We start from the raw sequence: 13,238 nt of genomic DNA on the forward strand, positions 1-13,238 counted from the left end.
GGCTCGCTCCCACAGGATTTATGTTGGACACAACATGTGTGAACACCACTGAACCTGTAGGAGTGAGCCTGCTCGCGATGGCCGTTACGCCATTTTCACGCCTGGCGTGAGGGCCGATGGCAACACCAGGCTCGGGGTTTCCAGCGACGCCACCGGGTACGCGCAGTAATCCGCAGCGTAATAGGCGCTGGCGCGGTGGTTACCCGAGGCACCCACACCGCCGAACGGCGCGCTGCTCGCAGCACCGGTCAGTTGTTTGTTCCAGTTGACGATCCCGGCGCGGCTTTCCAGCCAGAACTGCTGATAACGCGCTTCGGAATCGGACAACAAACCAGCGGCCAAACCATAAGCGGTGTCATTGGCTTCAGCGATCGCCGCTTCGAAATCGGTGTAGCGGATCACTTGCAGCAACGGGCCGAACAATTCTTCGTCCGGACGCTCGGCAACAGCGCTCACATCGAGAATGCCCGGAGTCAGCAACGCGGCTTGTGCCTGTGGCTGAGTCATTTCCAGCAACGAAACCGCGCCGTTGGCCAACAGATGCTCTTGAGCGTCCATCAGCGCTTTCGCTGCGCCGAGGGAAATCACCGAGCCCATGAACGGCGCCGGTTGCTGATCGAACGCTCCGACTTCAATGGTCGCGCTGACCTCAACCAGGCGCTTGAGCAGGCTGTCGCCCCACGCGCCTTGCGGCACCAGCAGACGGCGTGCACAGGTGCAACGCTGGCCGGCAGAGATGAACGCCGACTGAATGATCGTGTAAACCGCTGCATCCAGATCCGCGACCTGATCGACCACCAGAGGGTTGTTGCCGCCCATTTCCAACGCGAGAATCTTGTCCGGACGCCCGGCGAATTGCTGGTGCAGATGATTGCCGGTGCGGCTGGAACCGGTGAAGAACAGACCGTCGATGCCCGGGTTCGCCGCCAGTGCGATGCCGGTTTCGCGAGCGCCTTGCAGCAGGTTCAAAACACCCGCTGGCAGACCGGCTTCGATCCAGCACTTGACCGTCAGCTCGGCGACTTTCGGGGTCAGCTCGCTTGGCTTGAACAGCACGCTGTTACCGGCCAACAGCGCCGGAACAATGTGGCCGTTTGGCAGGTGACCGGGGAAGTTGTAAGGGCCGAACACCGCGACCACGCCGTGCGGTTTGTGGCGCAAAACGGCGGTGGCGTCGCCCAACGGGCCGCTCTTCTCGCCGGTACGCTCGCGGTAACTCTGCACCGAGATGGCAATCTTGTTGACCATGCTGGTCACTTCGGTCGCGGCTTCCCACAACGGCTTGCCGGTCTCTTCACCGATGGTGCGAGCCAGTTCGTCAGCGTGGTTTTTCAGCGACGCGGCGAAAGCCTCAAGCACAGTGATACGCTCTTCCAGCGTGCGGCGCGCCCAGCCCGGAAAGGCCTGACGTGCAGCCTGCACGGCCGATTCAACCTGAGCAGCCGTGGCGCCCTCCCCCGACCACAGCACTTGCTGGGTCACCGGGTTCAGCGATTGAAAGGCCTCGCCCTGACCGGCCAGCCACTCACCTGCGATGTATAGCGAATTCATTATTTCGACTCCCGTGCAGCGGACAACGCCACGGCGCGCACTTGATCGCCAGCGTTGAGTTGAAGACGTTTGGCGGTCTGCGGATCGACCACCAGCGTGCCGGCAGCGAGACGCGCCGGCGCAGCGGTGATGCGGCAGTCTTCGCGCTTGCGGTTATGGATGATGAACGGCGTGGCGTCGTCGCCCGGAGTACCGACGGCGAGCACCAGCGCTTCGCTGTCACGCACTGCGCGGATCTTGCCGGTTTCGCATTCGATGGCCGGGCCTGCGTCGAAGATGTCGACGTAACCCTGATAGCTGAAACCTTCGCCCTTGAGCATCGCCAAGGCCGGTTCGGTGTCCGGGTGAACCTGGCCGATTACGCTACGCGCGCCTTCGGACAGGAAGCAGGTGTACAGCGGGAATTTCGGCATCAGTTCAGCGATGAACGCCTTGTTGCCGACACCGGTGAGGTAATCGGCCTGGCTGAATTCCATTTTGAAGAAGTGCCGACCCAGACTTTCCCAGAACGGCGAACGGCCGGCGTCATCGGAGACACCGCGCATCTCGGCGATGATCTTGTTGCCGAACAATTCCGGGAACTCAGCGATGAACAGCATCCGCGCCTTCGACAGCATGCGGCCGTTCAGACCGCTGCGGTAATCGGCGTGCAGGAACAGCGAGCACAGCTCGGAATTACCGGTCAGGTCGTTGGCCAGAAACAGCGTCGGAATCTCGCGATAGATGTTCAGCTCTTGCGAAGCGCTGACAGTGAGGCCGACACGGAAGTTGTACCAAGGCTCACGCATGCCGACAGCGCCAGCAATGGCGGAAATCCCCACCACGCGACCGTCGTCGTCTTCGAGCACGAACAGGTAGTCCGCATCGCCACGGCCGGCTTCACCGCGAAAGGTCTTCTCGGCCCAGCCGACCCGGTGGGCCAGACGTTCTTCGTTGGCCGGCAAAGTGGTCAGGCCGGTGCCGGTGCTGCGGGCCAGGTCGATCAGAGCGGCTAAATCGCTGCTGCGTACGGGACGAACAATCATGCTATCTCCTCAAACGGGCCGCTTTCGCCACCCGTGAAACTCGCTAAGGCGTTAAACCGCCACCAGGCGCACGCTGGCACCTTCACCGACGCCCAGGGCTTCGGCCGCTTCCAGATCCAGAGTCACCGGTTTGCCCGGCGCGTAATCCAGTTCCAGCAGCACCGCGCGGTAATCCTGCAACTGCGCGTTGGCCACCAGATACTGGCGCCCGGCACCTTTCACCGGCTCGCCGATCTTCACCGGCACCACGCGGCTCTGGGCGATCGAACGAATCCCCGAAACGCGCGCATGCAGGGTCGGGCCACCGTCGAAAATGTCGATGTAGTGATCAGTCTCGAAGCCTTCGCGCATCAGGATGTCGAAGGTGATCTGCGCACGTGGATGCACCTGGCCCATCGCCTCTTGGGCGGAATCCGGCAGCAGCGGCACGTAGATCGGATAATGCGGCATCAGCTCGGCCAGGAATGTACGGCTTTTCAGCCCGCACAGACGCTCGGCTTCGGCGTAGTTGAGGTCAAAGAAGTTGCGCCCGATTGCATCCCAGAATGGCGAGTCGCCGTTCTCGTCGCTGTAACCGACGATCTCGGTGACCACCGAATCAGCGAAACGCTCCGGGTGGCTGGCAACGAACAGCAGACGGCCACGGGAGTTGAGCTCGGACCACGGCGAACCGACCAGCTCGCGCTGCACGTAGAAACTGGTCAGCAAGCTGTTGCCGGTCAGGTCATGGCACTGCGAAAGCACGTGGATCTTGTTGTGGATCTTCAGCTCGCGCGAAGCGTGGACGAAGGTCTCGTTGCGGAAGCTGTAGAACGGCTCCGAATAACCGGCCGAGGCGACAATCGCCGAGCAACCGACCAGTTTGCCGGTGGTGGAGTCTTCGAGGACGAAGAAATAGCTCTCTTCACCGTTGAAGCTCACTTCGGCGGCGAACGAAGCTTCGCTCGCGGCGATCTTGTCGCTCAGACGTTCCACGTCATCCGGCAAGGAAGTGACACCAATCGGGCTGTCCGCAGCCAGACGCTGTACCTCGCCCAGATCAGCCATTTGCGCAGGGCGCATCACCAGCATGGTGTCACTCCTTTCTCTTATCAATTCACAGAAAAAATAACCGGGCCTACATGGAGATCAATGTAGGAGTGAGCCTGCTCGCGATTGCGGTCTGTCAGAAACCAATGAGTCGACTGACATACCGCAATCGCGAGCAGGCTCACTCCTACAGTTGATCTGGTCCGGCATAAAATTTTGATCGACGCCTGAAAAACTCCAGGCGCCGAAGGGTCTATCAGGCTTGCGTCAGTGCTGCAGCAGCGCGTTCGAAACGGTCGAGACCGGCATCGATATCGGCGTCTTCCACCACCAGGCTCGGGGCGAAACGGATCACGTCCGGGCCGGCCTGCAGAATCATCAGACCTTCTTTTTCAGCGGCGTTGAAGATGTCTTTGGCTTTGCCTTTCCAGGCATCGCTGAGCACGCAACCGATCAACAGACCGAGACCACGCACCTGTGTGAACAGGCCGTACTTCTCGCCGATCTGCTCAAGGCGCGCCTTGAACTTGTCGTGCTTGGCGTTCACACCGTTCAGCACTTCTGGCGTGTTGATCACGTCGATCACCGCTTCAGCGACCGCGCACGCCAGCGGGTTGCCGCCGTACGTGGTGCCGTGAGTGCCGACAACCAGATGTTTGGCCAGCGCTTCGGTGGTCAGCATTGCCGCGATCGGGAAACCGCCGCCCAGGCTCTTGGCGCTGGTCAGGATGTCCGGGGTCACGCCGTAATGCTGGTAGGCGAACAACTTGCCGCTGCGGCCCATGCCGGTCTGCACTTCGTCGAACACCAGCAGCGCGTTGTTCGCGTCGCACAGTTCGCGGGCACCTTGCAGGTAAGCCAGTTCGGCCGGCAGTACGCCGCCTTCGCCCTGGATCGGTTCCAGCACGACCGCGCAGGTCTTGTCGGAAACGGCAGCTTTGAGCGCTGCCAGATCGTTATAAGGCACGTGGGTGATGCCGGTGATTTTCGGGCCGAAACCGTCGGAGTACTTCGACTGGCCACCGACGTTGACGGTGAACAAAGTACGGCCGTGGAAGCTGTTCAGCGCGGCGATGATTTCGTACTTCTCAGTGCCGAAACGGTCGAACGCCACACGACGGGCCAGCTTGAACGCGGCCTCGTTGGCTTCAGCGCCGGAGTTGCAGAAGAACACGCGCTCGGCGAACGTGGCGTCGATCAGCTTGTGCGCCAGGCGCAGCGCTGGTTCGTTGGTGAACACGTTGGACACGTGCCACAGCTTGTTCGCTTGCTCGGTCAGTGCACCGACCAGCGCCGGGTGCGCGTGGCCCAATACGTTAACGGCAATCCCGCCGGCGAAGTCGATCAGCTCGCGGCCGGCCTGATCCCAGACACGGGAACCGGCGCCACGCACCGGAATAAAAGCGGCAGGCGCGTAGTTGGGAACCATTACCTGGTCGAAATCGGCGCGTTGTACCGCAGCGTGCTCAACGGACATCGGAGTCTCCTGATGAGGGCCACCCGCCTGAAACTGGCGAGCGATGGGGGGATTGTAAGGACAGTTTTCTGCCCGGCCTTGTCGCCAAGCGACAACTTCTTATAGCGCAAACCCCGGATTTTCACGGGTTTACGGCAATGCGACAAATAGCGTCGCAAAGGCGCAGTTTAACTGGCCCTGCCGATTTGCGGCAGGCTGCAGAGAATACCAACTCAACCTCGCAGCAAAGCTATAAATATGTACCGCACCTCGATCGCCATTTGCTGATTTGCTGGGCATTCCTTTCAACGCCCAAGGAATGGCCAATGAACTTGCCCGAAGGACAACAACCGGCATCCCCGCCCGACACCAACGATGCCCAACACCCTGACGATCATTACCTGCCGCTGAAGAACGCCATCCCCGATTGGCTGGGCAGTGCCTCAGTCGCTCGCCGCGAGGCACTCAAGCGTATTTCGCCGCAACGCTCGGCCCCCGTGCAATCTGCGCCCGCCACGCAACACACACAGATGAAAAGCCTCAATGCCGCCCACATGGCCGCTCAAAGTGAGGTCGATAAAAGCCTTGAACACCTGCAAGACGCCAGCGCCTTTGCCGAACCGTTGCTCCAGGCAGAGCTGAAAAAGTGTTTCGATCTGGATCTGGATGTCAGAACCACATTTGTACGCCTGTACATTCCCGCCACCACGCCGTGGTTTCCGATAAGCACAGGCGCGCGCGTCTGGTCCGTCTCGCTGCTGGATGCCGCGCTGCATAACTTCGAGGAAAAGGAAAGCTACGCGGCAGCCTTCGAAGCCGCGTCGACCTACACCACCCGCCCCTCCTCCACAGGCCAGTTCGAAGCCCTGCCGTCGATCAAAGCCAAACTGAGCATTTCGGCGTTCGTCCAGTTGTGCCGACGGCTGGATATCGGCGCGCAGTACAAGAAAAAACTCGAAGACACGCTGGGTTTTACCGATTCGACGGTGAAGTCAGCACTGCGAAAGAAAATAGACGCCAGTGCCAAAGCCTCCATGAAAGCCGCTCTGCAATGGGCGCTAATAAACCGGGACGTATCGCAAAGTTACTCTCGTCTGGTTGAAGCGATGCTTGACGGGTTGGGCGGCCTCTATGTCAAGGACGCGCCAGTACGCAGCCATGACATAACCCTGCTGGGCGCGTCGCTCACCGGAATTGTCGTGTTTGCCCCGGATCTGTACGTGTCTCGCAGCGCCGCACGGGTGGTGGCCTACGTTCCGGATGATCCCGAGCATCCCTTCAAGGAATATGCCTCAGCGGCCGAAATGGTGGTTGAACTGACACGACAACTGCGTTCGAAGGATTACCAGCAATTCTTCAGCCGATTCGTCAACCACGATCAAAGGGGGGCTTTCTTCAGCACGCTGAACAGTCGACTCACGCAGATCAAGTGGCACCCCCACGAGCCAGGCAACGCGCTGCCTACATGGCGTGAAGCGCCGGTCGAGCGCCCCGATCTGCAGTCGGGGCTCGAGCCGTTCGCCGACGATCTGTGGCAGCACCTCTACCAGACCCGACTGAACAAGATCCTCAATGACGCTCAGGTCATTGCCGTTCCCACCGCAGCGGTGGACCAGAAGGCACGCTGGGCCTTCTGGGATTCGGTGGTCAACATCATCACCACGATTGCGCAGACCGCTGCACTGGTCGTCGCGCCATTCGTGCCGGTTCTGGGCGAAGCGATGATGGCGTACATGGCCTATCAGTTTCTCGACGAAGCGTTCGAAGGCATCATCGAATGGGCGCAAGGGCGTAAAACCGAAGCGTTCGAACACCTGATGGGCACAGTCGAGTCACTGGTCCAGCTCGGCACTTTCGCCGTTGGTGGTGCGATTGGCGCTGCCGAGTTTCGCAAGATATTGCCCAAGGAAATTGTCGCGTTCATCGACCGCTTCAAACCTGTGCGACTGGCCAACGAACAAACCCGCTATTGGGACCCGAACCTCGCCCGCTATCAACACACAAGCCTTCCTGATAGCGGCTCAAAGGCCAGTGAGCTTGGCCTGCATCAACATCAGGGCAAGCAACTGCTGCCTCTCGACGACGCACACTTCGCCGTCAACGAAAGCCCGATCCCCGGCCAATACCGTATCGAACACCCGACCCGCGTCGACGCCTATCAACCCGTTGTGCGACACAACGGTGCCGGCGCCTGGCACACCGAACTCGAGCAACCACTGGAGTGGGACGGCGCCACTGCGCTGCAACGCATCGGGCCTTGCGTAGAGTCGTTTTCCCCCGCCGAGCGCGAGACGATTCTGCAAGTCAGCGGCGTCAACGAAGATGCCTTGCGCAAAATGCATGCTGATCAGCAAACCTTGCCGCCACTTCTGGCCGACAGCATCCAGCGCTTCAAGATCGATCAGGAACTGCAACGGCTGAGCGACCAACTCGATAGCAGCGATGCGCAAGAATACCTGCGCGTCGACCCCGTGACGCAGCTGCAACTGTTGACGGACCATGGTCGCTGGCCACGCAGCCAGCGCCTGCGTTTCATCGATCAACAGGGCGAGCTGATCTGGCAGTCCTCCACTGACGAAACCCTGCCACTGACCGAGTTTCACCAAGAGCCCGACGGCGATGTGCTGAAGACACTGCTTGGCGCCCTGGACGAGCAGCAAACCAAAAACCTGCTCGCAGAACCCTTCAGCGGGCCAACGCATTCCGTGCAAGTGCGCAGCCAAACGCTCCGCAAGCAATTGGCCCAGCTCAGCAGACGCCACCGCACCACGCTGTTCGAATCGCGTTATCAGGCACTGCAGCGCATTGACGATCCACTGGCACAACAACTGGATCGACATCAGCCCGGCTTGCCGGCCAGCGTCACCCGCGAACTGCTCGACACGGCCACCGGCGGTGAACTGCGTCAGATCAATGATGGGCAACTGCCGGCGCGCCAGCAGGAGCTCATGCAACTGGCCAGCCAGGAAGTGCGCGTCACCCGGGCGTACGAAGGCCTGCAATTGAAAGCCATCAACAACCCCGATTCCGACTCCCTGGCGTTGCACAGCCTCAAGCTATTGCCTGGCTGGAGCGGCGATGTGCGTATCGAGATCCGCGACGCACATTACGAAGGGGCGGCGCTCGACAGCATCGGACGCGACGCTGCCCCCGCACACAAAGTGCTGGTTCGTCAGCGCGACGGCCGCTATCAACCTTACGATGATCGCGGTCAGGAACTGCATTCGGCCACTGACTTCTACTCCAGCCTGTTGTACGCATTACCGGACGGTGAACGCCAAAACCTGAACCTGCAGATCGGCCAGGCTGATGCGCTGAAAGCGGCGATCCGCGAGCGCACACTGGAACGCAATGAGTTGCGCAGCGTGCTGTTCGATGCACCGATTCGCCAGCCTGGCGTGGACACACTGCGACTGGCCGGCTTCGCCGATCAACGGCCGACACTGCCACGGAGCCGTGACGATGCCGGCTTTTTTGAAGCCGGCGAACTCGGTGTGATCGGCATAGAAAATCAGGACAATCTGGTCACGGCAGGCCAACGAATCATCCGTCCCGAGGAGCGTGTACAGGCACTCTATCGAGGCTTCTCCAACGAAGAAGCGCGAAATTTCGTCGCTGCCTTTCAGAATGATACTGCGGCACTGAACGCGGATCTGGCCCGGCGCCACATCGAGTACAGCAAGCTCAGTGATGACCTGCGCCGATGGGAAATCGACGTACCCGCCAACCATCCGCAAAACGGTCAGCCGCTGACCTACATCGAGCGTCGGGAAGCCCTGCAGAATCGCGCCTTGCTCAGGGATGCACTGCTACGTTGCTGGCGCCGGCAAACCCGCGGCCCCGCCGGAAACATGCTGCAGATTGCGCAACCGATACTGGGCGAGTTGCCCGCACTGGAAGCGGATTTCAGTCACGTCGCCATGCTGTCGATCAATGGCAGCGTGCAAACCGGAGCAGTGGACGCGTTCCTGCAAAGTTTCCCGTCGCTGCTGTACCTGGATGCGCAAAACCTCAACCTGCCGAGCCTGCCCCAGGCTTTCACGGCCATGCCGCAATTGCGCCAGTTGATCTTGCGCAACTGCGGCATCAGCCACTCGACGGCCAACCAGGCAGTGCTTGCATCATTGTCCAACCTTTCATTGCTGGATCTGCGTGGCAATGCACTGGGGACACCTCCCGACGTCAGCGCAATACCGACGCTGCGCTACCTCAATCTATCAAACACGGGTATCGAAACCGTGCCCGCCAATCTGCTTGATCACCCGCAATTGATCACCGGCAGTTTCGATGGCAACCGGATCACGGAAATACCGGATGCCTTTTTCGACCTGGCCAGCTCCCTCAGTGACGGTTACGGTTTTGCCGACAACCCGCTGTCGGCCGCCACGCGGGAGAAAGTAAAAACATTCTATAACCACACGGGCAAGCAGTTCGGGGTACGCCAGGAGCCTGCGGATGTCTTGCGCACCACCACGTTGTTTCCTGAACTAAATGCCGACCAGGCCAGTGAGGTCCTGTACCGGCTCCCCGGCACCTGGGTTGAAGGCCGGGCCCAGCTCGCTCGCTGGGAAACCGAGCTCACCACACTGCAGACCGAACTCAGCGAATGGGTCACTCAAATACCTGCGCTCGACCCTGTGTTCAAACGGCCATTGACGCTGGAAGAACAGCTACTGGAACGCAATGCCAGAGACGCGTTCCGGCAGAGACTTGAACGGTTCTGGCGTTCCAGATCGACGACCGCCAGAGACAGCGAGCTGAGCGCAACACTGGAGTTCATTGGCGATCTGCCGGTGCTCAGCACCAACTTCGACCACGCCACCCGACTGACACTGGTGGGTAATAAAAACATCACTGCCACCCTGCCATTCATCCAGCGCTTTGATCATCTGACCACGCTGGAACTGCACGCCTTCGACCTCGAACCGATCGCGCTTGCACAGATCAGGATGCCTCACCTCAGCACACTGGAGCTCAACGATTGCGGCGTGGTGTTGACCCCGGAAAACCAGGCAACCCTGCTTTCACTCAACCACCTGCGTACGCTGGATTTGAGCAACAACCCCTTGGGCACCTTCCCCGACCTCAACCTCCTCCCGGAGCTGACTTATCTCGATCTGTCCAACTGCGGCATCAATGCAGTGCCCGACGGGGTGGCCAGCCATCTGAATCTGCGTACCGCGATTTTCAGCGATAACCGCATTAGCGAAATCCCCGATGCAGTGTTTGAGCATTCCGCCGATCAGAGTGACGGCTTCGATTTTTCCGGCAATCCCCTGTCGCTCGCCACACGCAACAAGGTCAAAAGCTATTACCGACGCATGGGCCACGACTTCAACGTACGAGCCGACGATGCTGATATTGCCCTGATGCGCCAACTGTTCCCGTCCCTGGACGAGCAAGCGGCCAGCGACGTGATCTACGATTTGCCCGGCACCCTGGCCGACAGCCGCAATCAACTGGTCGCGTGGCGGGCCGAACTCAATCAGTTGAAATCCGACCTGACCTTGTGGGCGCCACAGGTTCCGAGTGTTCACCCCGTCACAGGGCAGATCCTTACGGCGATCGAGCTGTTCGACCAGTACGCAGCCCGATCCGAGTTCGGCCAACAGCTGGAACGGTTCTGGCGCCACAGGTCAGTCGAGTCAGGCATGCGCGCGGACTATTTCGAATCCGACCTGCGATTCTTCGGTGACTTTCCCCGACTGACAGTTGATTTCACTCACGTCTCAGGCTTGAAGCTCAAAGGCAACGCCGCCATTGGTGCGCCGGAAAGGTTCTTCAATTTGTTCCTCAACACCCGTGAACTGGACCTGCAACAGTTTCCCCTGGGCGAAATCCCCCAGGCAGTGGCTCAACTGCCAGCGCTGACAGAGCTGTCGCTGAGGGACTGCGGCGTGACGCTCACCCCGGCTGACGAGCATCTGCTCGCTACGTTGAGTGACCTTGAGCTTCTCGACCTGAGCAATAACCCGCTGGCGGTGATACCCGACCTTGAGCCCCTGCCGGCCCTGCGTGACATTCTGTTGTCCAATAGCGGTATCACGGCAGTGCCCAATGGCGTCGCCAATCACCCGAGCCTGAAAAACGCCTTGTTCAACGATAACCGCATCACCGATCTGCCCGAAGCGTTTTTCAACCTCGACCTGGATCTGGCCGACGGCCTCAACCTGACCAACAACCCACTGTCTCTGGCAGCCCGCGAGCGTATCAAAACCTACTACGTCGAACATGGGCGCAACTTTGACGTTATGCCGGACATCAGCGATCTGGACTGCGCGCAAAGACTGTACCCGTGGATGGACAAGGACGATGCCAGCCACATGATCTATCACCTGCCGGGCACACTGCAGGCTGGCACTGCACAACTGCTGCGCTGGGAAGTGGAGATCAGTCAGATGATCAGCGATTTGAGTGCGTGGTCCGAACGCGCACTGACCCGTAACCCCGCGACCGGCGAGTATTGGGGCGCATCTGAACGAGCCACAGAACTGTTCAAGAAGAGACAGTTCAGTCAGCAACTGGAAGGATTCTGGCGCAGCAGGAACGTCGACAAGACAGAGCTGAGGCTGAACGCGCTTGATATCGAGGCACCTTTTGCCGATGACTTGCCAGCGCTGACGGCCGACTTCAGCCACGTTGCCCGCCTGTCCATCCAGGGCAGTAACGCCTTGAATGCCCCGGACGCCTTCCTCACCTGCTTCAGCGGATTGCAAACGCTGGAACTGCGCAATTTCGCGCTGGGTCGACTCCCTCGTGCACTGACACTTATGCCGAGCCTCGAAACGCTGACTCTGAGCAGTTGCGGGGTTGTATTCGACGCGGCGGGGCAAGCCACGCTGACCGCAATCAGCCGACTGAAGCGCCTGGACCTCTACAACAACCCTTTGGCTACAACGCCGGACGTCAGCTCGTTGCTGGCGTTGACGGAGCTGGAACTCAGCCGGACCGGCATCACCGAGGTGCCTGCCGGTGTCGGCCAATTGCCTCAGCTGCGCGGCGTCTTTCTCAACGAAAACGCCATTGTTGAGCTGCCACAAGACATGAGCGGGTTTGCCGCAAACGGCGTCGTCCTGAGGGCCAATCCGCTATCCGCTGGCGCTCGAGAACGGATAAAAACCTATTACCAGTCCAGCTATCAGAACCTTGGGGTGGCGCCGGACCAGGCGGACATCGAGCTGACTCAGAGCCTGTATCCCGGCATCAGCGAAACGGATGCCGGTCATCTGATCTATGGTCTGCCGGGGACACTGGTCGAAGGACGGACTGAATTGCTGCGTCGCCAGAGCGACCTCGCCACGCTACATGACCAACTCGATGTGTGGGCGAAGGAGGTTCCACGCGATCCGGTGACCGGTGTGAGGCTTGCGGACGAAGTGTTACGCCAGGAAAGTGCCCGGCGCACGGATTTCATGAAGCAACTGGAACAACGCTTGCGCCTGGCGCCGACGCGCATGGCCCCCATAGACGTCACAATCGAAATATCGTTTACCGGCGAGCTGCCAGCCTTAAGCGGTCGCTTCGAACAGGTCAGCAAACTGAAACTGACCAGCACAGCCCAGGTATACCCACGGGTTGAGCGTCTGCTTGAATTGTTTCCAAACCTGAGCGAACTGGCCGTCAGCGACTATCAGCTCAACGAAATTCCCCTGCCGGTGTTGCGCATGAACAACCTTACAAGCCTGACACTGCGCCGTTGCCGTATCGCTCTGACGGAGCAAGGCGCGAATGCGCTGGCCGCCATGACCAACCTTCGCGTCCTGGATTTGAAGCACAACCCGCTGGGGCGTGCGCCGGATCTGAAAAACCTGCAGGCGTGTCATTCACTGCATCTAAGCGACACCGGACTGACTGAACTGCCCACCGGCCTTTTTGATCTGCCGCAGTTGACGTACGCAGATCTTTCCGCAAACGCCATTACCGAACTGCCCGTCCCACTGCCCTTTTCCGCAGAGGGCAGAGCAGTCACCTATGACTTCAGTAACAATCCATTAAGCCCGCAAAGCCAGCAGAGTCTGACAACCTACAACGCGGCCAATGAATTGCGACTGCTCAAGGAGCGAGAAGCGCGGACCCGATTCCACCAGGAACTCGACGACTTTGAGGGTTCAAGCTTTTCCGATGGCGAAGAACAACCCTAAGCACAGTGAGCACTGGCGAGCGTTGGCTAACCAGTA

5 protein-coding genes are annotated in these 13,238 nt (G+C 59.9%); 1 reads left to right on the top strand and 4 read right to left on the bottom strand.

Annotated elements, in window-relative coordinates:
• Positions 1-84 precede the first annotated feature (84 nt).
• From astD to AB4N44_RS09975, 4 genes are all read right to left on the bottom strand, one after another.
• Positions 85-1,554: a succinylglutamate-semialdehyde dehydrogenase gene (astD, locus tag AB4N44_RS09960; protein ID WP_460111715.1), complete on the bottom strand. Its 1,470-nt coding sequence runs from the start codon at positions 1,552-1,554 to the stop codon at positions 85-87.
• Complete coding sequence (gene astA / locus AB4N44_RS09965) at positions 1,551-2,576, bottom strand: arginine N-succinyltransferase (RefSeq protein WP_008077921.1); 1,026 nt, start codon at positions 2,574-2,576, stop codon at positions 1,551-1,553. Before astA ends, astD begins: the two co-directional genes overlap by 4 nt.
• Positions 2,577-2,627: 51 nt before the next feature.
• Complete coding sequence (gene aruF / locus AB4N44_RS09970) at positions 2,628-3,647, bottom strand: arginine/ornithine succinyltransferase subunit alpha (RefSeq protein WP_007919353.1); 1,020 nt, start codon at positions 3,645-3,647, stop codon at positions 2,628-2,630.
• Between the two features lie 214 nt (positions 3,648-3,861).
• Positions 3,862-5,082 carry an aspartate aminotransferase family protein gene (locus AB4N44_RS09975; RefSeq protein WP_008077923.1) on the bottom strand — a complete coding sequence of 407 codons (1,221 nt, stop codon included), beginning with the start codon at positions 5,080-5,082 and terminating at the stop codon, positions 3,862-3,864.
• 305 nt (positions 5,083-5,387) lie between these two features.
• On the opposite strand from AB4N44_RS09975, the gene AB4N44_RS09980 reads away from it, so the two are divergent.
• Positions 5,388-13,202: a dermonecrotic toxin domain-containing protein gene (locus AB4N44_RS09980; RefSeq protein WP_460158208.1), complete on the top strand. Its 7,815-nt coding sequence runs from the start codon at positions 5,388-5,390 to the stop codon at positions 13,200-13,202.
• Positions 13,203-13,238 lie beyond the last annotated feature (36 nt).

It is taken from the genome of Pseudomonas sp. S3_C06 (assembly GCF_054667675.1).